General features: G+C 72.3%; 20 protein-coding genes and 1 tRNA gene. 8 read left to right on the top strand and 13 right to left on the bottom strand.

Annotated elements, in window-relative coordinates; genetic code table 11:
- Position 1 precedes the first annotated feature (1 nt).
- The 4 genes from ACF3NS_RS08875 to ACF3NS_RS08860 form a co-directional block, all read right to left on the bottom strand.
- Entirely contained in the window at positions 2-1,336 is a 1,335-nt protein-coding gene (locus ACF3NS_RS08875; RefSeq protein ID WP_288799350.1) for a homoserine dehydrogenase, read from the bottom strand.
- Positions 1,337-1,718: 382 nt separating this feature from the next.
- Positions 1,719-3,152, bottom strand: coding sequence for a diaminopimelate decarboxylase (lysA, locus tag ACF3NS_RS08870; protein WP_392465583.1), 1,434 nt, complete (start codon positions 3,150-3,152; stop codon positions 1,719-1,721).
- 2 nt (positions 3,153-3,154) lie between these two features.
- Entirely contained in the window at positions 3,155-3,856 is a 702-nt protein-coding gene (locus tag ACF3NS_RS08865) for a hypothetical protein (protein WP_392465580.1), read from the bottom strand.
- Entirely contained in the window at positions 3,853-4,266 is a 414-nt protein-coding gene (locus ACF3NS_RS08860; RefSeq protein WP_154593533.1) for a PleD family two-component system response regulator, read from the bottom strand. The genes ACF3NS_RS08865 and ACF3NS_RS08860 overlap by 4 nt, the downstream gene beginning before the upstream one ends.
- 85 nt (positions 4,267-4,351) lie before the next feature.
- Between ACF3NS_RS08860 and ACF3NS_RS08855 the strand changes: the two genes are divergently transcribed.
- Both ACF3NS_RS08855 and ACF3NS_RS08850 read left to right on the top strand, forming a co-directional pair.
- Positions 4,352-4,423 (top strand) — tRNA-Arg (locus ACF3NS_RS08855).
- A 153-nt stretch (positions 4,424-4,576) separates the two neighbouring features.
- A complete protein-coding gene (locus tag ACF3NS_RS08850) occupies positions 4,577-7,222 on the top strand; it encodes a S8 family serine peptidase (RefSeq protein ID WP_392465578.1) in 2,646 nt (881 codons plus the stop codon).
- A gap of 34 nt (positions 7,223-7,256) precedes the next feature.
- On the opposite strand, the gene ACF3NS_RS08845 is transcribed toward ACF3NS_RS08850, so the two are convergent.
- A complete protein-coding gene (locus tag ACF3NS_RS08845) occupies positions 7,257-8,168 on the bottom strand; it encodes a DNA-3-methyladenine glycosylase family protein (protein ID WP_392465576.1) in 912 nt (303 codons plus the stop codon).
- Positions 8,169-8,188: 20 nt separating this feature from the next.
- Positions 8,189-8,938 (bottom strand): hypothetical protein, encoded by a 750-nt coding sequence (locus ACF3NS_RS08840; RefSeq protein WP_154593535.1) that lies wholly within the window; start codon positions 8,936-8,938, stop codon positions 8,189-8,191.
- Positions 8,939-9,017: 79 nt separating this feature from the next.
- Here ACF3NS_RS08840 and ACF3NS_RS08835 point away from each other — a divergent pair, with 79 nt between their 5' ends.
- The 3 genes from ACF3NS_RS08835 to ACF3NS_RS08825 all read left to right on the top strand — a co-directional run bounded on the left by ACF3NS_RS08835 (position 9,018) and on the right by ACF3NS_RS08825 (position 13,332).
- Positions 9,018-9,791, top strand: a complete 774-nt coding sequence (locus ACF3NS_RS08835; protein ID WP_154593536.1) for a TIGR03089 family protein — start codon at positions 9,018-9,020, stop codon at positions 9,789-9,791.
- Positions 9,792-10,132: 341 nt separating this feature from the next.
- On the top strand, positions 10,133-11,371 hold the full coding sequence (locus ACF3NS_RS08830; protein ID WP_154593537.1) for a SpoIID/LytB domain-containing protein: 1,239 nt from the start codon (positions 10,133-10,135) through the stop codon (positions 11,369-11,371).
- A gap of 32 nt (positions 11,372-11,403) precedes the next feature.
- Positions 11,404-13,332 carry an N-acetylmuramoyl-L-alanine amidase gene (locus ACF3NS_RS08825; protein WP_154593538.1) on the top strand — a complete coding sequence of 643 codons (1,929 nt, stop codon included), beginning with the start codon at positions 11,404-11,406 and terminating at the stop codon, positions 13,330-13,332.
- 81 nt (positions 13,333-13,413) lie between these two features.
- On the opposite strand, the gene ACF3NS_RS08820 is transcribed toward ACF3NS_RS08825, so the two are convergent.
- From ACF3NS_RS08820 to glf, 5 genes are read right to left on the bottom strand one after another with little or no spacing between them, the layout of a single operon-like run.
- Positions 13,414-15,438: a DUF6541 family protein gene (locus ACF3NS_RS08820; protein WP_154593539.1), complete on the bottom strand. Its 2,025-nt coding sequence runs from the start codon at positions 15,436-15,438 to the stop codon at positions 13,414-13,416.
- Positions 15,435-16,187 carry an ABC transporter ATP-binding protein gene (locus tag ACF3NS_RS08815; RefSeq protein ID WP_311966583.1) on the bottom strand — a complete coding sequence of 251 codons (753 nt, stop codon included), beginning with the start codon at positions 16,185-16,187 and terminating at the stop codon, positions 15,435-15,437. Before ACF3NS_RS08815 ends, ACF3NS_RS08820 begins: the two co-directional genes overlap by 4 nt.
- Before the next feature lie 2 nt (positions 16,188-16,189).
- Positions 16,190-17,080 carry an ABC transporter permease gene (locus ACF3NS_RS08810; protein ID WP_288798615.1) on the bottom strand — a complete coding sequence of 297 codons (891 nt, stop codon included), beginning with the start codon at positions 17,078-17,080 and terminating at the stop codon, positions 16,190-16,192.
- Between the two features lie 16 nt (positions 17,081-17,096).
- Positions 17,097-19,070: a glycosyltransferase gene (locus tag ACF3NS_RS08805; RefSeq protein ID WP_392465572.1), complete on the bottom strand. Its 1,974-nt coding sequence runs from the start codon at positions 19,068-19,070 to the stop codon at positions 17,097-17,099.
- Positions 19,067-20,254, bottom strand: coding sequence for a UDP-galactopyranose mutase (glf, locus tag ACF3NS_RS08800; RefSeq protein WP_311966585.1), 1,188 nt, complete (start codon positions 20,252-20,254; stop codon positions 19,067-19,069). Before glf ends, ACF3NS_RS08805 begins: the two co-directional genes overlap by 4 nt.
- A 127-nt stretch (positions 20,255-20,381) precedes the next feature.
- Between glf and ACF3NS_RS08795 the strand changes: the two genes are divergently transcribed.
- The gene (locus ACF3NS_RS08795; RefSeq protein WP_154593540.1) at positions 20,382-21,794 is read left to right on the top strand and encodes a lipopolysaccharide biosynthesis protein; all 1,413 of its coding nucleotides are present in this window, start codon (positions 20,382-20,384) and stop codon (positions 21,792-21,794) included.
- Between the two features lie 2 nt (positions 21,795-21,796).
- Here ACF3NS_RS08795 and ACF3NS_RS08790 read toward each other — a convergent pair whose 3' ends face one another.
- Positions 21,797-22,834 (bottom strand): hypothetical protein, encoded by a 1,038-nt coding sequence (locus ACF3NS_RS08790; protein WP_154593541.1) that lies wholly within the window; start codon positions 22,832-22,834, stop codon positions 21,797-21,799.
- 9 nt (positions 22,835-22,843) lie between these two features.
- Entirely contained in the window at positions 22,844-23,710 is an 867-nt protein-coding gene (locus ACF3NS_RS08785) for a glycosyltransferase (RefSeq protein WP_154593542.1), read from the bottom strand.
- A gap of 93 nt (positions 23,711-23,803) precedes the next feature.
- Here ACF3NS_RS08785 and ACF3NS_RS08780 point away from each other — a divergent pair, with 93 nt between their 5' ends.
- Positions 23,804-24,487, top strand: coding sequence for a glycosyltransferase family 2 protein (locus ACF3NS_RS08780; protein ID WP_288798609.1), 684 nt, complete (start codon positions 23,804-23,806; stop codon positions 24,485-24,487).
- Positions 24,484-24,927, top strand: a complete 444-nt coding sequence (locus ACF3NS_RS08775) for a DUF2304 domain-containing protein (protein ID WP_286959036.1) — start codon at positions 24,484-24,486, stop codon at positions 24,925-24,927. Before ACF3NS_RS08780 ends, ACF3NS_RS08775 begins: the two co-directional genes overlap by 4 nt.
- Positions 24,928-24,952 lie beyond the last annotated feature (25 nt).

Genomic DNA, 24,952 nt, shown 5'->3' with positions numbered 1-24,952 from the left:
GTCACTCTCCTTCGACGCGCATGACGGACGACACCTCACGGACCTGCGGCAGGGCGGCGAGCGCCTCGACCGTCGCGCCGAGGGCCGCGTCGGGCGCGGCGTGGGTCACGATGACCAGCTCGGCGCGCTCCTCGACGTCGTGGTCCTCGTCGGCCAGCTGCTGCTGCCGGACCGTCTCGATCGACACCTGGTGACGCGCGAACTCCGTTGCGACGGCGGCGAGCACGCCGGGCTCGTCGGCCACGTCGAGGCTGATGAAGTAGCGCGTGCGGGCGTCGCCCATGTCGAGCGTGGGCAGGTCGGCGTAGGCCGACTCCCCCGGTCCGCGCCCGCCCAGCACGCGGTGACGGGCGACGGCGACGACGTCACCGAGGACGGCGCTCGCGGTGGGATCGCCCCCGGCCCCACGACCGTAGAACATGAGCTCGCCCGCGGATCGGGCCTCGACGAAGACGGCGTTGAAGGCCTCGCGGACGCCGGCCAGCGGGTGCGAGGTCGGGATCATGGCCGGGTGGACCCGCACGCTGATGCCCGAGGGTCGCTCGGGGGTGGCCTCGACGCGCTCGCAGATCGCGAGCAGCTTGACGACGCAGCCCATCGCCTCGGCGGCCTGCACGTCGGCGGCGGTCACCTCGGTGATGCCCTCGCGGTAGACGTCGTTGCCGCTCACGCGGCTGTGGAAGGCGAGCGAGGCGAGGATCGCGGCCTTCGCGGCCGCGTCGAAGCCCTCGACGTCGGCGGTCGGGTCCGCCTCGGCGTAGCCCAGGGCCTGGGCCTGCTCCACGGCCTCGCCGAAGCCGGCCCCGGTCGTGTGCATCTTGTCGAGGACGTAGTTGGTGGTGCCGTTGACGATCCCGAGGACCTTGCGCACGTCGTCGCCCGCCAGGGACTCGCGCAGCGGACGCAGCAGGGGTATGGCGCCTGCCACCGACGCCTCGTAGTAGAGGTCGACGCCGACGGCCTCGGCCGCGGCGTAGAGCTCGGGACCGCTCTCGGCGAGGAGCGCCTTGTTGGCCGTCACGACCCCGGCGCCGTGCTCGAAGGCTCGCAGGATGAGGCTGCGGGCGGGCTCGATCCCGCCGATGACCTCGACGACGACGTCGGCCCGGGTCACGAGCTCCTCGGCATCGGTGGTGAACAGCTCGGGATCCACGCCCGCGGCGCTCCTGTCCCGGCCCAGGCGTCGGACGGCGATGCCGACCAGCTCGACCGGGGCGCCGATGCGGGCCTCGAAGTCGTCGGCCTGCTCGGTCAGCAGCCGCGCCACCGCCGATCCGACGACGCCGCAGCCCAGCAGGGCCACCCGGATCGGGGTCTGCTTGTCGCTGTCCTCCACGTGCGCTGCTCCTCAGATGGTCCGGGTGGTCGACAGACCCACGTGCCCGTATGACGTGCACCGAGGTCACCCTCAGTGTTGTTGCGGGCTATGGGCACACCGATCCTGCGTCCACTCCTTGGACTGGCATCGTCTCGCTGGATGACCCTAGGTCGGGCCCCATCCTACTGACGCGTCGCTGCACGAGGACCAGCACTCCCCGCGCCGCGAGCGTTCCAGCGCCCGCAACCGCGGCGGCTGCGGTGACACCTGTCAGGTTGGCGATGGTGATGCCCAGGCCGTAGCCCACCACCGCGAAGACACGGTGCGCCCTCACCAGCTGGGGGCCGACGTCAGTGTCTCCCGACGCGAGACCTGTCACGCCAGGTGTCACCACCCGCCGTCAGGCGTCGGCGACGTCCAGGGCGAGGAGGTCCTCGACGGTCTCGCGCCGCACGACCAGCCGGGCCTCGCCGTCGCGCACCGCCACCACGGGGGGCCGCGGTGTGTGGTTGTACTGGCTCGCCATGGCGCGGCAGTAGGCGCCCGTGCCGGGGACCGCGATCAGGTCGCCGGGGATGACGTCGGAGGGGAGGTACTCGTCGCGCACGACCACGTCGCCGCTCTCGCAGTGCCGACCCACGACGCGGGAGATGACGGGGGCGGCGTCGCTGCGGCGGTTGGCCATGGTGCAGGAGTAGTCGGCGCCGTAGAGGGCGGTGCGGATGTTGTCGCTCATGCCGCCGTCGACCGAGACGTAGAGGCGGGTGGCGCCGCGGTCGACCTGGACGGGCTTGACGGTGCCGACCTCGTAGAGGGTGAAGGTCGACGGACCGGCGATGGCGCGGCCGGGCTCGATCGAGACGCGTGGGGCGTCGATGCCGAGGGAGGTCACCTCGCGGCGCACGATCTCCGCCATCTGCTGGGCGAGCTCGGCGGGTGGCAGCGGGGTGTGCTGGGTGGTGTAGGCGATGCCGTAGCCGCCGCCGAGGTCGAGCTCGGGCATGGCGACGCCCAGCTCGTCGCGGACGCGGGCGTGCAGCGCCAGGACGCGCCGCGCCGACAGCTCGAACCCGCTGGTCTCGAAGATCTGGGACCCGATGTGGCTGTGCAGCCCGAGCAGGCGCAGGCCGGGGCGGGCGACGATGCGCTCGCAGGCCGCAAAGGCCGCTCCCCCGGCCAGCGAGAAGCCGAACTTCTGGTCCTCGTGGGAGGTGGCGATGAACTCGTGGGTGTGCGCCTCGACGCCGGCCGTCACGCGGACCATGACCCCGACCTCGACGCCGCGGGAGCGGGCGACGGCGGCGACCCGGTCGATCTCGGCGTGGCTGTCGACGATGATCCGCCCGACGCCGGCGTCGACCGCCGCCTCGATCTCGGCGACCGTCTTGTTGTTGCCGTGGAAACCGATCCGCTCCCCTGGAAGCCCGGCGCGCAGCGCCACGGCCAGCTCGCCGCCCGTGCACACGTCCAGGCAGAGCCCCTCCTCGCGGATCCAGGACGCGACCGCGGTGCACAGGAAGGCCTTGCCCGCGTAGTAGACGTCGGCGCCGCCGCCCAGCCCCGGGTCGGCGAAGGCCGCGGCATACGCCTGCTTGAACTCCCTCGCGCGAGAGCGGAAGTCGTCCTCGTCAATGACATAGGCGGCGGTGCCGAACTCGTCGCGGATCCGGGAGACGGGCACGCCCGCGACCACCAGCTCGCCCGCCTCGTCCTTGGTGACGTTGCGTGCCCACAGCCCGGGCTCGAGCTCGTTGACGTCGCTCGGCCACGGGAGCCACTCGGGAGCGGCGGAGTAGCCGTCGGCGTGCAGGGCGCCGGCCTCGTGCGCGTGCATGGTCACAACCTCTCGGTGGGCCTGGCCCCGGACGCGCGCAGGCCGTCGGCCAGCGCGTCCCGGGCCGCGACGACGACCCGGGGGTCGAGGTCGCGCGGGCGGGGTTCTCGGGTCCAGACCAGCACAGACGCGCCGTATGCCGCGAGCCAGTCCGCCAGGTGGTGCGCCCGGCCGTCCGTCATGAGGCGGTCCCGCACGCGCCAGGCGTCGACCAGGCGGACCAGGACGTCGTGGGGCGGGAGCCCGGCGCCGGGCGGCTGCCCCGCGAGACGGCACAGCCGGGCGTGAGCGAGCTGGGCGGCATACCGCGGGTCCTGCAGGCTGCGCCGGGAGGACGGCCGGTGGGCGGGGGCGACGGGAGCGGGGGCGACGTCCGCCCAGCCGCGCGGCAGCGCGAGCGACAGCGTCACCAGGGTGGGGTCGTCCAGCCGCAGACCGACAAGCCCTCGCGGCAGGACGTCGACCCCGAGCGCCGGGGCGATGGACCCCAGAGCCCCGGCGAGGCGGGTGGCGTGGTGGGCGGCGGTGTCCGGGTCGCCCGCGGCCAGGCGCAGCGGCATCGCGGAGACCCAGTCGTGCGCGCCGTCCCGGGACGGCGCGAGCGGCACCGCCTGCGGGTCGACTGCGTGCCCGAGGTGCGTGGCGGCATACGAGATCTGCTGGGAGAGAGCGAAGCTCGACCCGTCCGGCAGGCTCCCGGTCACGCGCGCCCGCTGGCCGCGAGGATCCCGACCATGGCCAGCAGCTCGTCCGGCTCGAAGGGCTTGGCGATGAACCCGTCCACCTCGGCCTGCTCGGCCTGGACGCGGTGGTGCGGCTGGACCGACGCCGTGACCATGACGATCGGGATGTCCTCGAGCGCGGGGTCGGCGCGGATCATCCCCACCATCCACCAGCCGTCCCGGCGCGGCATCAGGGCGTCGACGGTGATGACGTCGGGCCGGGGCATGCCCGGGTCGCGCAGGATCTCCAGGGCCTCGACCCCGTCGCCCGCCTCGATGACGTCGTAGCCCTCGAGCTCGAGGTTGAGCCGGATCAGCGTCCGGATCTGGTCGGCGTCGTCGCACACCAGCACCGTGCCCGGCCGCTCACCGTCCCCCTGGTCCCATTCCATGTTTGCGAGCCTAGGCTGCTATGGTCGATCTCCGCACGAACCTGTCGCTGCTCCATGAGGAGTCGCCGCTCGGTCGTGCTGCTGGGCCCCCATAGCTCAGGGGATAGAGCACCGCCCTCCGGAGGCGGGTGCGTAGGTTCGAATCCTACTGGGGGCGCCCGACGCGAAGGCCCGGTCCTGCAGGACCGGGCCTTCGTCGTGCCCGGTAGCGACCCACTCGCACCGTGCCGCCATTCGATCACTGAGGGTGGTTTCAGACTACTCTGCGTGCTTATTCTCTGTAGCGTCCGGCCCTCCGAACGGAGCCCCCATGCCAGTCCCCCTCCTGTCACGGTGGTCACGGATCGCCCTCGCCGGCGCCCTGACCCTGCTGCTCACCGCGCCCGCCGCGGCGGGGAGCAGCACGGCGGGGAGCAGCACGACGGGGAGCAGCACGGCGGCGCGGATGACCCCGGCGGCCCCGAGCCGCACCCAGGCGCCGGCGTCCAGCGCGAGCACTGCACCTGGGTACTACATCGTGACGCTCAAGGCGCCCCCGGCCGCCGTGGCGCCGCGGACGAAGGCGCCCCAGGGTGGCCGCTTCCAGGCGACGAGCAGCGCGGTCCGCGACTACCGCACGATGCTGGAGCACAGCCACCGCGCCGTCGCCGCCCGGCGGGCGGTCCGGATCGAGCGCCAGTTCACCCTGGCGACCAACGGCTTCAGCGCCCGGCTCGACGCCGCGCAGGTCACCGCCCTGCACGCAGACCCCGAGGTCGCCGCCGTCGACCCCGTGCAGCGCCGGCGCCCGACCGTCTACCAGACCCCCGACGCCCTCGGCCTGACCGGCGCGTCCGGCGTCTGGGCCAAGGTCGGCGCTGCCCAGGTCCCCGCCACCACCAACACCCTGGCCGCCGGTCTGGGCGTCGTGGTCGGCGTGCTCGACACGGGGGTGTGGCCGGAGAACGCCAGCTTCCGGGGCTCCGCCCTCGCGACGGCGGCCACGAGTGCGGTGGGGACGGCATACAGCCTCGACCGGGGCGCCACGACGACGATGGCCAAGGCCGACGGCGGCACCTTCCGCGGCAGCTGCTCGGGGCAGGCGGGCACGAACCCCGTCGAGGCCTGGCAGCCGACCCTGTGCAACCAGAAGCTCGTCTCCGCCCGGGCCGTGCCGACGCACGACCCGGGGTTCGTCAAGGTGGCACCCAGCGGAGCCAACCCCGACTACTGGTCACCGAGGGACAACGAGGGGCACGGCAGCCACACCGCCTCGACCGCAGCCGGCCTGTCGGTCGACATGGGCGGCACGTGGGGGCGCAGCGCGGGCATCGCCCCCGGGGCGGCCGTCGCCGCGTACAAGGTCTGCTGGGACTACCAGGGGGTCGACGCCGACGGCGACGGCGCGTGGGACAACTACTGCCTGGACGACGCGGCCGTCGGCGCCGTCGACCAGGCCGTGCTCGACGGCGTGGACGTGCTCAACTACTCGATCTCCGGGGCCTCCGACGCAGTGACCGATCCCGTGTCGCTGGCCTTCCAGCGTGCGGACGCCGCCGGCATCAGCGTCGTCGCTGCGGCCAGCAACGACGGCCCGGCGGCCGGGACGGTCGACCACGCCGCGCCGTGGGTGACCACGGTCGCGGCCGCGAGCCACACCTCTCCGACGGCGGTGCAGGACTTCTCCGGGCGTGGGCCCACCCCCGCCGCGGGGTCCGGGATCATCAAGCCGGACCTGGCCGCCCCCGGTCTCGGCATCGTGGCGGCATCCGTCCCCTGGAAGGCCGGCTGGTCGACCACGGCGCCCTCGGTGTACGAGTCGATGTCGGGCACGTCGATGGCGAGCCCGCACGTCGCCGGGCTGACGGCCCTGCTGCAGGCTCGCCATGCGCGCGAGGCGGCGTGGACGCCCAGCGCCATCCGGTCCGCGCTCATGATGACCAGCGCCGACACGACCACGAGCGACCCCTTCGTGCAGGGGGCGGGGTATGTCGCCCCGGCCGCCGCCCTCGACCCCGGGCTGCTGCTCGACGCGACGCCCGAGGACATGGCGAGGTTCGCGCAGGGCCAGGGCGTGGACAGCGGGCGCACCCCGCTCGACCCCACCGACCTCAACCTCGCCTCGCTCGCAGTGCCGCTGCAGGGCGGGGACGTCACGGTGACCCGGCGGTTCACCGCGACGCGGAGCGGCACCTGGACCGTCCGCGCCACCCTCCCCGGGTATGTCGTGACCGCCCCGGCCAGCATCACCGCCACCGCCGGGTCGCCCGCGACGCTCACGCTCGTCCTCCGTCCGTCCGCGTCCACCAACGGCGCCTGGGCCAAGGGACGAGTCACCCTGACGCCCACCGCGGGCGGCGCGACGCTGCACCTGCCGATCGTGTCCCGGGCAGGCTTCAGCCAGCCCGGCGAGCTGTCGGTCTCCGGACGGTCCGGCCGGCTGCCGATCCGCGTGGCCAACCCCGCGTCGCGACGGTTCACCCCCGTGACCGGGCTCGGGACCATCCGCCGCGACCCCGGGACGGTGAGCCAGGGCGCGGCCTGGACGACTCCCCCGATCAGCGTGCCCGCCGGCGCTGTCCTGCTGCGCGGCGACCTGGACGGCGCCACGGCGGCCGACGACCTGGACCTGGGTCTCGAGCGGCTGGTCGCCGGGCAGTGGAGCCACGTCGCGACCGCCGAGACCGAGTCGGCCGACGAGCGGCTCGACATCACCGCCCCGAGCGCCGGGACCTACCGGTTCGTCGTGACGGGATATGCCGTGACGGGGGTGGGCTCCTTCACCCTCGAGAGCTGTGCCGTCCAGGGTGGCCGGGACGCGTCGTTCACCGTCAACCCGCGGACCTCGCTGCTGACGGGCGGGGTCACGGCCACCCCCTGGCTGGTGTGGCGGGGCCTGGAGCCGGGTCGCGCCTACCTGGGGTACGCGCGGTACCCGACCTCGACGCGACCGACGGTGGTGCGCATCGCCACGTGACGGCCTCGGGGCGTGCGAGGTCTGGGAGCGGTGCCTACCTGCGGGAGGCGCGGGGCAGGTGGGTGCGCGGCGCCATGCGCGGCCCCCGGCGCGGGCGCACCCGCCCGCTCAGCTCGAGCAGCCGGGTGACCCGGAAACGGTGCCCACGATAGGGCTCGAGCAGCTCGGCCATCCCCTGGTCGTCGGTGTCGCGACCCGTCAACGCCCACCCGACGTTGCGGGCCACGTGGTAGTCACCGAAGCTCACCGCGTCCGCGTCCCCGAGCGCGCGCTGGCGCACCTCGGCCGCCGTCCACACCCCGATCCCCGGTATGGCGCGCAGCCGACGGTGGGCCTCGCGCGGGTCGAGCTCGACGCACTCCTCGAGGCGCGGCGCCACCGCGAGCGCCCGCTGGATCGTCGCCGAGCGGGCCCCGTCGACCCCGGCCTGCAGCCACGCCCAGGACGGCACCTGGCGCCAGACGGCCACGGGGGGTGCCACCACGAGGCCGAGCGCCTCGCCGGGACCGGGGGCGGGCTCGCCATACGTCCGCACGAGGCGGCGGTAGCCGCCGAAGGCCTCCTGACCGGTGACCTTCTGCTCGATGACGGCCGGGACGAGGGCCTCGACGACGAGGCCGGTGCGCGCCACCCGGAAGCCCGGGTGGTGACGGTGGGCATCCCGCACGACGTCGTGGACCGGCACCAGCCCGGTCGGGTCGTCGTGCTCTCCCACGAGGCCCGGCAGGTGATCCAGCGACCAGCCGCCTCCCGGCCCCCAGGCCTCCGCCACCACCTCGTCGGCTCGTCGCTCGACGTGGATCGTCACCGGGCCCTCGGGGGTGCGCATCGCCCGCCACCAGCCGCCGGTCGAGGTGGGCCGACCGGTCGGGTCGCCGCTGCCCCGCTGGAGCCTCGAGAGGGTCGACCGCAGGTCCAGCGGGCGGGTGAGCCGGATCCGGCGCACGGGACGGCTCCCGGCGTCTGTCACCGGCGCCGCAAGGTCAGCCGCGCCAGGGCGTAGGCGCTGCCGTCGGTGCGGTCCCGCTCGTCCTCGCGAGCGACCCGGACGGCGGCGGTCAGACGTCGTCCCACCTCGCCGTCGAGGTCGCCGACGAGGCGGAGCCCCCAGCCGTCGGCCCGAGCCTCCAGGGCCCGCAGGTCCGCCCGCCCCATGGCGCCCTCGGCGTCGGCGTCCCCGACGGGCACGGTCACCACGACGACCCCGCCCGGCCGCAGGACCACCCCGGCCAGCTCCAGCACGGCGTCCACGTCGGCCGCCACGGCACCGGCCGGGTGCAGCCGGGTCAGCAGGTCGACGCTGCCACGCTCGTGCGGGACCTCGCGCGCGACGGAGAAGCCCAGCGCGCGGCACCACCGGGACAGCGGGGACCAACGTCCCCCGAGGTCGACCACGTGGCTGCGGCGCGTCCCGTCGTCGACCAGACGCAGCAGGGCGGCCAGCGCCCCCAGGGCCGCCCACGCGTTGACCTCGTCGAGCACCATGGGGAGCCCCAGGTCGTCGGCCGCCTCGCGGTGCTCCTCGGCCTCGGCGTACGACGCGAGCACGTCCGTCGGCAGCACCCACTCGGGCAGGTCACCGGCCGCTCCGAGCCGCGCCCGCACGCCCCAGCGGGAGCTTGCGTGCAGCCGCCGAGCGGCGTCCGTGGCGATCGCCGCCCCAGCGGTGACGCCGGCCACCCGCCCCAGCGTCCTCGCCACCTGCCCCAGCGCCATCCGTGATCCTCCGTCATCCTCCGTCGTCCTCGAGATGTGGCTCCGTCAGCCTAGTAGGTCCCCTCGCTAGGCTGGGCCGATGCCGACCCTGCGCACACTCCTCCCCGCCCTGCAGGCCCGTGACGTGAGCCGCCCCGCGATCACGTGCTACGACCGCACCGGGGGCGCCTGCGACGGCGAGCGGATCGAGCTGAGCGCGCGGGTCCTGCTCACCTGGGCCAGCAAGGCCGGCAACGCCCTGCAGGACGAGTGGGCCCTCGAGCCGGGCAGCACCGTGGGTCTGGCGCTGCCCGCCCACTGGCGCGCGGGCTACTGGGCGCTGGCGACATGGTGGACGGGGGCGACGCTGGTCACCGGGTCCGAGGCGCTCGACGCTGACCTCGTCGTGACCGACGACCCGGCGCTGGCGGCCGACGCCCCCGGCGACGCGGCGTTGGTCACGCTCGCCGGCCTGGCCCGCGCCCACCCCGGTCCCGTGCCCGCCGGCGTGCTGGACGAGGCACGCGAGCTCGCGACCTACGGCGACCGGTTCGATCCCCTCGACTCTCCCGGCCAGGGTGCCGTGGCCTGGCGGCGGGGGGACGGGACCCGCCGGTATGACGATCCTCTGACCGGCGACGACCGCCGCACGTGCCTGGTGGTGGGAGGCACCGGCGGGCGGCATACGGCCCAGGACCTGGAGGACGCCCTGGACCGGATGGTCCGCGCGTGGTGCGGCGACGGCAGCCTCGTGCTGGTCCGCACCACGGCCGCGGGGACGGGGCACGCCACCGGCGCCGCCCGCCTACCGGCGGCGCTCGACGGCATCCTCGCCGCGGAGCGGGCGGAGCTGGTGCGGGGGCGGGACGCCTGACGGGCTTCGTGAGGTAGTCACTCGCCCGTCGACGGGCTAGTCACCCCCGATCATGCTGCGTTTGCCCGATCGGGTCAGCCTGGGCCCCGAGGGAAGGCCGAACACGCCTCAACTGTCACAAGTGCCCCATCAACCTCACAAGACACACGCGTGTAATTAGTCCAAAAAGGGCTACATCGGCGTCAAAGGTTCCGGGATCGCGTGTGCCTGTGATGACATACGCTCAGTAACGAGACGATTACTTTTAGTAATTGGATCGTTCCGGGGCGAACTAGCCATCCAGCTCGGCACCGGCCGAGGAGAGTTCTTGGACCAGCCCCCGTCCAGGACCTGGGAGACCCATGCGCATCACACCAGCGTCACGACGCGCCGCCGTCGTCGCCACCATGTCGGCCGTCGTCGTCGCCGGCTCCGGAGCGCCCGCGTCCGCGGCCGAGACCTACAGCCGACCCGCCGACGGCACGCTCGAGATCACCGGGCGCGGCTTCGGCCACGGCCGCGGCATGTCCCAGTACGGCGCCATGAACGCCGCCAGGCAGGGCCGCACGTGGCAGCAGATCATCGGCCACTACTACCCGGGCGCGACGCAGACGCGCCTGTCCGACCCCACCATCCGCGTCGGCGTGGCCGGCCGGCTCGGCAACGCCGTCCGCGTGGCGGCCGAGCCGGGGCTCGTCGCCGACGACGGCAAGGGCCAGGCCGTGCGCCTGTCCACGGTCGACGGCGCCACCCCGGTCACCTCCTGGCAGGTGGGGCTGCCGACGTCCGGTGGCACCAGCACCACCGCCACGCTCTGGTTCACCACCGCCACCGGGCAGCGCAAGGCCCTGCGCTCGACGTCCTCCGGTCGGTGGACCATCCGCGCGACCGACGGGACCGTCACCGCGCTCGGGTCCACGCTCAAGCCCGTCGCCACCTACCTCGGCTCCCTCACGGGGATCCGCTCGGGCACCGGCGTCTCCCCCGTCGTCACCACGACGATGGAGAGCTACGTCCGCCAGGTCGTGCCGTTCGAGAGCCCCGGCAGCTGGCCCGTCCAGGCCCTCGCCGCGCAGTCGGTCGCGGCCCGCTCCTACGCCGCGAGCTGGCTGCGCGCGCCGCGCACCTCGACCTACGACATCTGCGACACCACCGCGTGCCAGGTCTTCGGCGGGATCACCGCAGAGACGGCGAGCTCCCGCGCCGCCGTGGCCGCCAGCAGCGGCACCATCCTCACCCGGTCGGGCATCCCCGCCCACACCGAGTTCGGCTCCTCCAACGGTGGTCAGACCGTCTACGGCAACGTGTCCTACCTGCCCGCCCAGGCGGACCCCTACGAGACGGGCCTCGCCCCGTCCGTCAACACCTGGACCATCTCGGTCCCCGTCAGCACCCTCGAGCGGGCCTACCCCGCCATCGGGTCCTTCCAGCGCCTGACCGTGCTCGCGCGCGACGGCAAGGGCCTGTGGGGAGGCCGTGTCCTCACGCTCCGGCTGCAGGGCTCCCGCGGATACGTCGACATCACCGGCGACCGCCTGCGCAGCGTCGTCGGCGGCTCCGCCCTGCGCTCCACGTACTTCAAGCCCGTCAGCTCCCTGTGACCCGTTCGTCTCGACCCACTGGAGACCCCCTCGTGAAGACCTCTCGCACCACCCTCGTCAAGGGCACCACGCTGCTCTCCGCCACCCTCGGCCTGAGCTTCGGCTTCGTGGCCCTGCCGTCCGTGGCCGTGCAGGGTCCCGCCCCCACCGCCGCGCCCGCCAAGAACGGACCGATCACCCCCGACGTCACCAAGCACGCGCTCGGCGACAAGGTCCGCACCACCGTCCAGCAGGCCGGGCCGCAGACCAAGGTCGTGCAGGACGCCTCCGTCCCCAAGGACGGCGCGGGCAAGCCCGTGACCACCCCCGGCAAGGCAGCCGTGGACCCCGCCCTCGAGGCCGGCGCCGCGACCGACGCCGTCGTCGACCTCCCCGCCACCGGCAACCTCGTCGGCGTCACCTGGCCGGGCACGACCGCGATGGCCGCCAAGGCCACCGTCGCGGTCCGCGCCCAGACCGCCGCCGGCTGGCAGGACTGGCAGGAGCTGTCCGTCGACGCCGTCAAGGAGCAGCAGTCGGGCAAGGTCACCAAGTACGGCACCGAGCCCATCTGGGTCGACGGCGCCACCCGCGTCCAGGTCCGCGTCGCCGCCTCGGCCAAGGACCTGCTGAGGACCGCGTCGCTCGCGGCGGTCAGGTCCGAGGAGACGGCGGCCGACGCGCAGCTCACCCCCACAAACGTGCCCGGTGCCGCGAACGCGGCATACGTCCCGTCCGTGATCACCCGTGCAGGGTGGGGAGCCGACGAGTCCCTGCGCAAAGGCTGCGTGCCCTCGACCCGCGAGACGTCCAAGGTCGTGGTGGTCCACCACACCGCGGGCCAGAACGCCTACACCAAGGCGCAGTCGGCCTCGATCATCCGCGGCATCTACGCGTACGACACGGGGGGCCTCGGTTGGTGCGACGTCGCCTACAACATGATCGTCGACAAGTACGGCCAGAGGTTCGAGGGCCGCTACGGCGGCCTCAACCGCCCGGTCAAGGGCGCGCACGCCGACTCGTTCAACAACTACACGTTCGGCATCTCGATCCTCGGCAACTACGACACCACGCCCGTCCCCGATGCGGGCATGTGGGCCCTCAAGCAGGGCATCGCCATGCGCATCTCGCAGTTCTACATCAACCCCTACGGCAACACGACGCTGTACTCGGAGTACAACGGCACCACGTCGAAGTACCCCAAGGGCAGCGCGTACTACGCCAAGAACATCGCCGCGCACCGCGAGTCCAGCAACACCGCCTGCCCCGGTCGCTACCTCTATCCGCGCATGGGCGAGCTGCGCGACGGCGCCGCCGCCCTCGCCGGCTGGAACGGCGCGGGCTTCAACAGCCCGATCTACAAGCGGTACGCCGCGCTGGGGGGCATGAGCTCGCTGGGACGCGTGGCCGTCGGCGAGAGCACCGTCTCCAACGGCCTGCTCAAGACCATCTTCACCGGCGGCCGACGGATCTACTCCGGGCCCGGCGGGACCCGTGTCCTGGGTCAGGACCTCGAGAACGTCTGGGGCCGCTACGGCGGCATCTACCAGGGCTACCCGGCCAGCGACGAGTTGCCCGCCGCCGACGGGGCCTACATGACCACCACCCAGGGCCGAGTCGTCTCGTGGGGCATCCGCGGTCAGGGAGGCATCATCTCGGGCAGCTACCTGCAGGTGTGGCTCAAGGGCGGCGGCTCGCGCAACACGACCCTGGGCGCCGCCGCCGGCCCGGTCGGAGCGGTGCGCGGTGGGACCGCCCAGCCGTTCACGCGCGGCTCGATCTACACGATCCCCGGCACCGCGGGCTACCCGGTGGCAGGGGGCATCCGGTCCGCCTACAACTCCGTGGGCTCGAGCAACTCCAGCCTGGGCCTGCCCACGTCCGGCGAGAAGCGCCTGGCGCGCGGCGCCGTGCGCCAGAACTTCCAGGGCGGGTACATCACCTGGGCGAGCGGCCAGGGCACGCGGGTCCACGTGTACTGACCGACGGGACCCGGACGCCTGGACCGGCGACGCGGTGGGGGCGAGACGGCCGTCTCGCCCCCACGCGCACCCGGCCGACGGCTAGCCTCGGCCGCAGCCCGTCACCCGATAGATCGTCACCGAGCCCTCGTGGGCGATCGGCGTCAGGCCGCGTACCTTCTGCAGGTCGACCAGACCGGGGTAGGTGCGCGTGCGGCGGTCCCAGGGCTGGAAGTAGTCGGTGTCCTCCGTCGCGTAGCCCACGTGGAGCCGGCGAACGGCCGCGCAGACGGCGGGGTCCGAGTCCAGCTGGTTGAACCGCTCCTTGAGCAGGGCCCGGTCGGCGTCCGGCGTCGTGACGAGGTGCCCGAAGACCGGCTCGCGCCCGCTGGCCGCGCCGGCGAGGGAGGACCCGTTCCACGGGTTGCCCACCACCGTGGCGGTGTCCTGCGGCCCGGTGGGTGCGAGCTTCTCGGCATACAGACGCTGCTCCTGCGGGTCCAGCAGGACCTCGTCGGCGCTCGCCGGCCGGTAGGACTTGGTCACCGTGATGTACGGACCGAACGGCGACAGGTCGCCAGGGGTCAGAGCCACCAGCGCCACGACGACGAGCCCCAGGGCGACCCATCGCGTGAGCGGCAGGGGCAGGGGACGTCGCCGGGAGAGGTGACGCGCCGCAACCAGCACGCGGTCGAACGCCTCGCCGAGCGCCAGGGCCGCGAGGGGCACGGCAGTGATGGCGAGCATGGCCGCCAGCCGGAACCGGTCGTTGTACCAGAACATCGTCAGGTCGCTCGAGAGCTGGTCGTCGCTGCCGGCCGCCTGCACATAGAGGTAGACCAGCGTCGCGTGGGTGAGGACCAGCCAGCGTCCCCGGTGCCGGTGCAGGCTGAGACCGGCCCCCACGACGACGAGGCCCGCGACCAGCCACGCTGCCGGGGAGTACTCCGTGCTGAGGGCGATCGCCTCGCCGAACGCCTGCTCGAGGGTGCGGGTCGCAGGCCAGTCGAAGGACCGGACCGGCTTGAACAGCGGGTCGTCCAGGATCCCCGGCCAGTACCACTTCACGGCGCCGGCCACGAGGGCGACGAGCGCCAGGGAACCCCAGCGACGCACGCCACCTCGCGGCCAGGACCGCAGGACGAGCTTGGTCAGCGCGGCCGCTCCCATCGGCACCGCCAGGGCCACGACGGAGAAGACCGTGCCGGGGTGGGCATAGGCCAGACCGATCGCCGACACCAGGCCGAGAGCCGTGGCCCTCCCCCGTCCGAGGCCCGGCACCCGCACGAGCCCCAGGACGACAGCGACGAGGACGACGACGGCGGGCACCGCCGCCAGGCCGAGGCTGTTGGGCCACAGCACGCCGAAGGACAGCAGCAGATAGGGGAAGACCGCGAGGGTGGCCGCCGCCATACCGGCTGGAAGCAGCACCTGGACCCGAGAACCGTGCACCGCGCCGGTCAGGAGCAGCACGCTCACCGGCCAGGCCACCGCGGCGATCACCACGGCCAGGACGTTGGCCGCGGCGAAGGGGGTGGCTCCGGTCACCAGGACCAGGAGCGAACCCATCGCGTGGAACAGCGGCGGGTAGAACGGGACGGGGGTCGTGCTGACCGCGGTGGCGGACACCGTCGCGGGTGATGCGTCGCGATGCGCGACCACCCGCTCGATGGCGTTCAGGTGAAAGACTGCGTCGAGGTTCTGCGGCATCGAGGACACGTCCCCGATCGCGTGGACGGTGATCGCCGCCATCCAGCCGCTCGTCGCCAGGACCGCCAGGGCGTAGGCGCCGGAGGGCAACAATGCCCTCCACGACCGGCTGCGCGCCACCCTCACGGCGCCGCCTGCGGGGCCGCGCATGCGGCCCCAGGCCCAAGAGCCGAGCCCGACCGCGGCGGTCACCGCGCACAGGACCAGGCTGCCGACCGCGACCGGGGCGAGCCCCCACGCCAGTCCCAGCCTCGGGCCCAGGAGGACGCCGAGGGCGATGCCGGTGAGGGACAGCAGCGGAGCCAGACCCCACAGGGCGTCCCGTCGCAGACCGGCGACGGCTCCCGCCGCAAGCCCCGGGACCATGACGAGCAGCCCGGCCAGGACGAGCGACGGCAGGAACGACACCCAGGTCATGGCCGGCCGCCGCGCAGGTGCTCGACCGCGGACCCGATGGGACCGTCGTGCACGAGCTGCCCGCGCTCGAGCACCACGCCCCGGTCGCACACCCGCTGGACCATGTCGAGGTCGTGGGTGACGACGACCAGGGTCTGCCCCTGGGCCTTGAGCTCGGCGACGCGGTCCAGGCACTTGCGCTGGAAGGGCTCGTCGCCCACCGCGAGGATCTCGTCGATGAGGAAGATGTCCGGCTCCGAGTGAGCGGCGACCGCGAAGGCCAGGCGCAAGAACATGCCGGAGGAGTAGAACTTCACCTCGGTGTCGATGAACTTCTCGATCTCGCTGAACGCCACGATGGCGTCGAACTTGGCGTCGATCTCCGCCTCGGACATGCCGAGGATCGAGCCGTTGAGATAGACGTTCTCCCGGCCGGTGAGGTCAGGGTGGAAGCCCGCGCCCACCTCGATCAGCCCGGCGATCCGACCCCGGATCCCGACGGTGCCCCGGTCGGGCAGCATGACGCCCGACAGCAGCTTGAGCAGCGTGGACTTGCCGGAACCGTTGAAGCCCAGGAGCCCGACGGACTCGCCGCGCTCGATCTGGAGGCTGATGTCCTCGAGGGCCAGGAAGGTCTCGGAAAGCTCCCCCTTGCGTCCGCGCACGGTCCACATGGCCCACTCCTTGAGCGAGTGGGAGTGCCGCAGCGTGAAGCGCTTGTCGACGTGGTCGACGCGGACCACGGTGAGGTCGGCAGGCGTGTCGGTCACGGTCACAGCTCCTGGGCGAACCGGCCCTCGAGCCGGCGGAAGACGAGCTGACCGAGCAGCAGGACGAGGGACGACACCGCCAGGCCGAGCGCGCTCCACCACACCCAGTGGGGAGGCATCAGCACCGCGGCATCCTGCCCGGCGGGCACGACGCCGGACGTGGGGATCCAGAAGGCGTAGTGCGCCAGCTCGACGGCAGCGGTGAGGGGATTGGCCTGGTAGATCGTCCAGGCCCACCCCGGCACCTCGTCGTGCACCTTCTGCCAGGTGTAGAGCACCGGCGACAGCCAGGTCGCCACCATGACGATCAGGTCGACGAAGTTCTCGGCGTCGCGGAACAGGACGTTCATCGACCCGAAGAGCAGCCCCATCCCGAGCGCGAGGACACCGACGATGGTCACGCACCCGAGGCCGGCCAGCAGGTTGAGCGGGCCGGGCCGCCACCCCGCGATCAGGGCCCCGACCAGCAGTACCAGCAGCTGCGGGACGAAGTGCACGAAGGCCACCCAGACGCTCGCCACCGGGAACAGCTCACGGGGCAGGTAGATCTTCTTGACGAGGTCGGCGTTCCACACGATGGACTTCGTGGTGTTGCCGAAGACCTCGTTGAAGAAGTTGATCATGACGATGCCGCCGAACATATAGATCACGTAGTTCGGTATCGACTCCTCGAGCCGGAGGAACTTGCCGAGGGCGAGGTAGAACACCACGATCTGGACCGCCGGCTTGACATAGCTCCACAGCAGCCCGAGGGCGGAGCCGCGGTAGCGCACGCGCAGCTCCTTGCGGACTAGGAGCCGGAGCAGGAACCGCCACTTCGGGATCTCCAGGAGCCCAGCGCTGTGGCCGGGCTCCCGGAAGGGTTGTGCGGTGATCGACGAGGGGTTGTCCACGGAGCGCTGCTCGTCCTCACTGCTCGGTGCCGCGGTCCCGCGGCTCGATGCCGAAGGTCCGCTCCCACGCCTCGAAGGACGTGATGCGGGGCAGAGCCTCCTGGTAGGCCTGACGGAGCCTGGGGAACTCGGCGAGGATCCTGGCGTGGTTGGTCGCCGACTCACGCAGCATGGACCGCATGAGCTCCGGCTTGCGGCGGTACCACGCGATGCCGGTGCCCTCGGCGTTCGTCACCAGCGCGCTGTCGTACTGGGCGACGTTCCACCACTTGTTGTCCTTGTGGGCGATCAGGGTCTGCGGGTTGTGCTCGGCGCCCTCACGCAGCGGGAGGAACTGCCGGGCCACGGCCTTGCCCCCTTCGAGGACCATCCGGCTCATCGACGGGGTCCCCCACCTGCGTGGACGACGCGGCTTGGGCGCATGCACCTGCGGGAACTCGTCCACCTCGGGCCGCAGCGTGCTGTCGTCGTGGTTCGCCATACGGGCCCGGAGCTCCGGGAGGCGCTGAGGGAGGATCTCGTGGAGACGGTCCGGACCGGCCAGCAGGTCTCGTTGCGCCTGCAGACGCCCCTCGACCGTGTAGTACTGCATGGAGACCAGGTGCTTGACGTCGTCCATCTCTGCCCGGCGGACCAGCTCGCCACCGTAGGGGTACGGGCTGTGGAGCAGGCCGGAGATGAGCCGGTTGCGGGTGTGGAAGTAGGCCTGCCACCCCACCAGGTCGTCCTTGTCGATCCAGGAGACGTGCCAGCAGGCCGCCCCCGGCAGCGAGACCGTGTGGTAGCCCGCCGCCTTCGCGCGCAGGCCGTACTCGGCGTCGTCCCACTTGATGAAGACGGGCAGGGACAGCCCGATCTCACGGATGACCTGGGTGGGGATGAGGCACATCCACCAGCCGTTGTAGTCGACGTCGACGCGCTGGTGCATCCAGGCCGTCTTGCGCAGCGGGGTCCGCGCGAAGTCGTGACCAAGGTACTGGTCGGGCCCCGGCAGCGCGGGCTGCCAGCGGTAGGGATCGACGATCTCGCCGAAGGTGTGCAGGACCGACTTGTTGAGCAGGTCGAACATGTGGCCGCCCACCAGGGTGGGCCTGCGGCACAGGTCGGCGAAGGTCGTGATGCGGATGATGGACTCGGGCTCGAGCTGGATGTCGTCGTCGAGCATGACGACGTAGTCGCTCCTGCCTCCCACGGCCGCCTCGTACTGGTTGCGGGCGAACCCACCCGAGCCACCGAGGTTGTCCTGCCGGATGACGCGCAGCTGCTCCCCCATCCGCTCTGCGAGCGCGGGGAACTCGGGCTCGTCCTCGACCAGCTTGGTGCCCTGGTCGACGATGATCATCTCGTCGAGGACGGCGCGCAGGTCCTCGTCGTCGGCGACCACGCCGATGTTGCGGACGCAGTAGTCGGCCCGGTTGAAGGTCGTGACACCCAGGCTGACCGTCCCGTAGGGGCGGTCGCTCTCGGCGACGGACCAGTCGGCGCCCTCGAGGACCATGCCGTCGGTCCCCGCCACGAGGTCGAACCAGTACCAGCCGCCGTCGCCGAAGGTCGTGAACGGCAGGTCGAACGTGGACGTGGTCTCGCCGTCCACACGCACGGAGTCCACACGCTGCTGGTTGCCGCGCGCGTTGGAGCGGTAGACGATCACCGCGCCCTCGCCTCGCGTGCGGACCGTCAGGCGGGTCTCGGTCGCCACCGTCCACCGTCGCCAGTAGGACGCCGGGAAGGCGTTGAAGTAGGACCCCATGGACAGTCGTCGACCCGGGCGGACGCGCACGCTGTGCCGTCCCAGGACGTCGTCGGGGTGGACCTCCTCCTGGCTGGCACCTTTCGGCAGGTCGATGTACAGGTTGAGGGTGTCCAGGTCGCCGTCGTACGGGAAGATGACCCGCATCGCCGTGCGTCGACCCTCGCCAGCGAGATCGTCGACGGGGCGACGTCCACGAATCGGACGTCGGGTCGTCATGGTGGTCCCAGCCTCGCTCACGCGTCCACTCCTCCACTGACCAGCGCCTCGCCGCGCTCGAAGTGCGGGGCGAGCTTGTTGTCGACCATGCTGAGCGCGGCGCCGATGGCCATGTGCATGTCGAAGTACTTGTAGGTGCCGAGGCGGCCCCCGAACAGGACCCCCTGCTCCGCACGCCCCAGGTCGCGGTAGGCCAGCAGCTGCTGGCGGTCCTCGGGGGTGTTGACCGGGTAGTACGGCTCGTCGCTGTCACCGGCGAAGCGGGAGTACTCGCGGTGGATGATCGTCTTGTCCTTGGCCATGTCCCGCTCGGGGTGGAAGTGGCGGAACTCCAGGATGCGTGTGAACGGCACGTCTGCGTCCGGGTAGTTCATCACCGGGCACCCCTGGAAGTCACCGACGTCCAGGCGCTCCTCCTCCAGGTCGATGGTCCGCCAGCCGAGGCGGCCCGCCTGGTAGTCGAAGTAACGGTCGACGGGGCCGGTGTAGACGACGGGGACGTTGCCGACGACGTTGCCCTTGGACAGGTCCTGGCTCTCGTCGAAGAAGTCCGTCTCGAGGCGCACCTCGATGCCCGGGTGGTCGGCCATGGTCTGCAGCCAGTGGGTGTAGCCACGGGTGGGCAGACCCTCGTAGGTGTCGTTGAAGTAGCGGTTGTCGTAGGTGAAGCGCACGGGGAGGCGGCTGATGATGTCGGCCGACAGCTTCTCCGGGTCCGTCTGCCACTGCTTTGCGGTGTAGTGGGCGATGAACGCCTCGTAGAGCGGTCGGCCGATCAGCGAGACGCCCTTCTCGACGAAGTTCTCGGGCTCCTTGTCGCCCAGCTCGGCAGACTGCTCACGGATCAGGGCCCGTGCCTCGTCCGGGGAGTAAGCGGCGCGGAAGAACTGGTTGATCGTGCCGAGGTTGATCGGCATGGGGTAGACCTCGCCGCCGTGGCTGGTGTAGACGCGGTGCTGGTAGCCCGTGAAGGACGTGAACCGGTTGACGTAGTCCCACACCCGCTCGTTGGACGTGTGGAACAGGTGCGCGCCGTACTTGTGCACCTCGATCCCCGTCTCGGGGTCGATCTCGCTGTAGGCGTTGCCCCCCACGTGGCGGCGACGGTCCAGGACCAGGACCTTGCGGCCGAAGCGCTCCGCCACCTGCTGGGCGACGGTCAGCCCGAAGAGGCCGGCGCCGACGACGACGAGATCTGGGTTCACGCGATACTCCCAAGAGGTGTGCGGCGAGGTGTCGCTTCACCCTACTTCACCCCCTGTAGTCGGCTCGGTGGCTGCCGGTCGCGTGTCCGAGGTGAGGCCGAGGCGTGGGTCGTGGTTGCCTTGCGCCATGAGCTCGACGGCCGCGAACGGCAGCAGCAGGGCGGTCCTCGGACGCGGCATGGTCTACACCATCGGCACCGCGGCACCGATCCTGGCGAACGCCCTCGTGACGCCGGCGGTGACCCGCGCGGTGGGGAGCGTGGAGTTCGGCCGGGTCTCGCTCCTCATCCAGCTCATCCAGGTCACCATGCTGGTCTGCAGCCTCGGGCTGGCCGCAGCCATCACGCGGCACGGTCTGATCGAGGCGTCCGGGGTGCCTGGGGCCTCGGCCCTCACCGTGCGGGCCTCGGCCATCGCGGCAGGCCTGTGCGTGCTCGCCGCGGTCGCGGCGCCCGCGCTGGACCTCGTCGTGCGCGTCCACGACCCCTGGCTGGTGGCGCTGGGCTGCGTCGCGGCGGCGGGATTCGCCGGTATGGCGAACGCCCAGGCCTTCCTGCGCGTCGTCGACCGGCCGCTGCCCTTCGTCGCGCTGGCGCTCGTGGCCACGCTGGGGGGCCCGGTCATCGGTCTGGGCCTGGTGCTGCTCCATCGCGCGACCGCCGTCGACTACGTCGCGGGCCTGGCCGCAGGCTATCTCCTGGCAGGGGTGCTGGGCCTGGCCCTCACCGTCCGGGGCGCCCGCCCACGGCCCCAGCGGGGAGACCTGACCCGTGCCCTGCGCATCGGCGTCCCCACCGTCCCGCACGCGGTCGGGCTGTACCTCTCGACGGCCGTGCTCGTGTTCGTCGTCAACCATGCCTTCGGGACGACCGACGCCGGTCGCATGCAGCTGGCGATCCTCCTCGGATCGGCCCCCAGCGTCCTGACCACGGCGCTCAACAACGCGTGGGCGCCGCTCGTCTACGCCGCGCCCAGGGGTGAGCGCGCCCCCTTGATCGAGGGAACCGGGCGCGACATCGCCCTGATCACGGCGGCGGCCTCCGGCTTCGTGTCGGCAGTGGCACCGCTCGTGCTGGTGGTGCTCGCCGATGCGCGCTTCGACCCGGCCTCCATGACGCCGGCGGTGGCCTGGATGGCGCTCGGGGGACTTCTCTCCGTGGTCTATCTCGGCAGCGTGCACCTCGTCTTCGCGGAGGGTCGCAGCACGGGTCTCGCTGTCGTGACGCCGCTCAGCGTGATCCTCGGCACCCTGGCCGCGGTGGCCCTGAGCCGGACCGGCGACGTCCCCGTCACCGCGGCCGGGATGACCGTGACCTACGCCGCGCTCGCCTTCGGCGCCTGGCTGCTCTCCCGCCACGTGTCTTCGGAGCGCTGGCGGCCCGCGACCATGGCGCCCGCCGTCGCCACCGGGACCGTGCTGTGCGTGGCCGGCGCCCTGGCACCGATCGAGGGGGCCGCCGCGTGGTACGTCCGAGCGCCCCTGGCGCTGCTGTGCGTGGCGCTGGCCGGCGCGAGGTTCGTCCGCGTCATGCGCGGCTGAGCTCAGGGCAGGACCGGGGCGTCGCCCACGTGCAGCGGCTCCGGCAAAGGGTCCACCTGGGGCAGGCGCCTCGGGAGCCCCCGGGGCAGGTGGGACAGGGGGTGCCTCAGCCACAGCATCGGGTCCGGTCGTCCCTTGGCCGCCACGAACCCCTCGTCACGCCTGCCCACGCCCACGACGTTGAGGGCCTTCTGCAGCGGCGCGCGGAGCCAGTAGTCGAAGGCCGGGCCCGGGCTCACCGGGCGCGCCCAGCCGAAGGCCTCGCGCAGCTCACGCGCCGGCAGCACGTGCTGGAAGCCCAGCTCGTCCCGGGCGATCGCCTGGACGGTGGCGCCGTCGGTGCGCGAGCCGTGGAGCTCGGGCCACAGCTCCTCGATCCGGCGGATCGCGGCGTCGCTCTCGAACGCGAACGACAGGGGGTCACCGTGCACCGCGACCTCGCGACCGATGGACGCGGCATACAGGATCGAGGTCATGAGCCGGTTGGACACGACACGGCGGTGACGCAGGATCATCGCCAGGATCCTGGGCAGGAAGTCGACGTCGCCACGCGCGCCCGCGGACACGAGGGTGTGACCGGCCGAGGTCCAGGCCTCGATCACCTCGGGCCGGCCGAGGTCCTCGACGTGCACCGAGATCGTGCACGGCCCCTCGGTCTCGGCGTAGTAGCGCGCCAGGGCGGCCTGGTCACCGACCACGGCGTCGATGTGCGAGCCGTGCAGCGGAAAGATCAGCGTGCCCTCCCCCGGCGGGGTGAGGTCCAGGGCGGCGTCGGCCACGAGGTAGGCCCATGGCGCGCCGACCGCCCGCGTCCGGCGCGACTCCTCCGCGGGGTCCCAGCCCCGGGCGTGGTGGGTCCAGACGAACAGCTCACGACGTCCCGACGCCTCGACGTCGGGGAAGTCCGCGAAGTGGGTGGCCATGGGTGACTCCACTGTCCAGCCGTGCTGCAGCAGACCGCGCACGTGCCGGGGCCGGGACAGGCCGGCGTGGCGGGCCATGACGGAGGCGTGGCCGTAGTGGTGGTTCTGGATGTCCACGAGGGTCCTTCAGCGTCGGAAGAGAGCGGAGTACGCGCGGTTCAGGAGCCCGCTCGGCAGGAGTCGGAACCCCAGGCGCAGCACGAGGTTACGGCAGCGCTGCCACCCCCGCGTGATGCCGTACGCCTGGAGGTTGCGCTGCATCTGCCACTCCCCCTGCAGGATGCGGGCCCCCGTGCGCCGCTTCATCGTCTCGCCGCTCATGCGAAAGAGCACGAGCGGCTCGTCGAGGTTGGCGAAGCGACAGCCGGCGGCGAGGAGCCGCGCCATCAGGTCGTAGTCCTCCATGAACGGGACCGCGCGATACCCGCCGACCGCCCTCACGGCCTGCGCGCGGACGAGCAGGGTCGGGTTGTTGATCGGGTTGTTGATCCGCAGGTACGCCGCGATCGCGTCGTGGCCGGAGGGGAGCCTGCGCACCCCCAGCACCTGACGCCCGGCAGGCCTGCCCCCGCCTGCGCCCGCCAGGTCTCCCGCGTCGGAGAACTCGGTCATCGCGGCACCCACGACGTCCAGCGGGCGTCCCGCGGCCTGCGCCTCGTCGAGCGCCGCGAGCTGACGCTCCAGGCGGTGGGGGACGGACACGTCATCGGCGTCGGCCCTGGCGACCCAGTCCCCGGTGACGGCCGCCATGCCCGCCTGGGAGGCCGGTCCGGACCCAAGGTTGCGGGGCAGGCGGACCAGCCGCGATCGACACGCCGGGCGGTGCGTCGCGAGCACGGCCTCGAGCTCGGGAGTGAGCGGGCCGTCGGCCACGACCACCAGTTCGTCGGGCACCCGGGTCTGGGCGGCCACGCTCTCCAGGGCCTCCCGCAGGTGAGGTGCCCGCACCCCGGCATACACGGTCAGCAGGACGGTGACGGCCCGATCGGTCATGCGCCCACCCTAGACGGGCGTGCGCGACCGCTCGCGCCTCCCCGCCCGCATGGCGCCGACCGCCTCCGCGGAAAGGCACGTATCGTGGCGCGCGTGAACGAGAACGTCTGGCTGGTCGTCCCCCTCTACAACGAGGCGACGGTGATCGGCGACGTCATCACGCATGCCCGCCGGACCTTCCCCAACATCGTGTGCGTCGACGACGGGTCCAAGGACGAGAGCGCGGCACGCGCCCTCGCGGCCGGGGCCCGACTCGTCCAGCACCCGGTCAACATGGGGCAGGGCGCCGCCCTGCAGACCGGTTTCGAGTTCGCCCTGACCGACCCGGGGATGGAGTACGTCGTCACCTTCGACGCGGACGGCCAGCACCAGGTGGACGACGTCCTGCGGATGCTCGACCGCATCCGCCGCGACGACCTCGACGTGATCTTCGGGTCGCGGTTCCTGGACGAGCGCACCCAGCCCAGCCCGCTCAAGAAGCTCGTGCTGCGCCTGGCCGTCGCCTACACCAACCTCTCCACCGGCACCCGCCTCACCGACGCGCACAACGGGCTGCGGGTGCTGTCCAGGCCTGTCGTCGAGCGGCTCGACATCACGATGAACCGCATGGCCCACGCCTCGGAGATCGTCGCGCAGATCGGGGCGCTGCAGATCGACGGCCGACGCGTGCGATACGCCGAGGAGCCGGTCCACATCCTCTACACCGACTACTCGGTCTCCAAGGGCCAGTCCCTGTGGAACTCGGTCAACATCCTCGTGGAGCTGATGTTCAAGTGAAGGCCCTCATCCAGCTCGCGCTGATCGCCGCCGTCGTCGTCGTGCTCCTGCGGATGACCACGGCGCGGGGTGCGCGCACCCAGGCCATCCGCCGCCTCGGCATGTTCGCGTTCGCCGCCTTCGCGGTGTACTCGATCATCTTCCCGTCGGTCTGGGTCGGCCTGGCCCGGGCCGTGGGCGTCGGACGTGGCACCGACCTGGTGCTCTACATCCTGGTGATCGCCTTCCTCGGCTACATGATGAGCACCCACCTGCGCTTCCGCGAGATGGACGTGCGGTTCACCCGGCTCTCCCGCCGCATCGCCCTCGACGAGGCCGCCGCCCGACACCCGGAGGTGGCGTCCAGGCCCCAGGGGCAACCTGGGGCTACGGTGATGCGTCCCGAAGACATGACCGACGTCCCCGACCCGGAGGCCGGCCCGACCGATGACGCCCGCTGACGACCGACACCCGCACGACGACACC

The organism is Arsenicicoccus cauae (assembly GCF_043162025.1).
Taxonomy (GTDB): domain Bacteria; phylum Actinomycetota; class Actinomycetes; order Actinomycetales; family Dermatophilaceae; genus Arsenicicoccus; species Arsenicicoccus cauae.
This window is presented reverse-complemented; position numbering and strand designations above follow the sequence as displayed.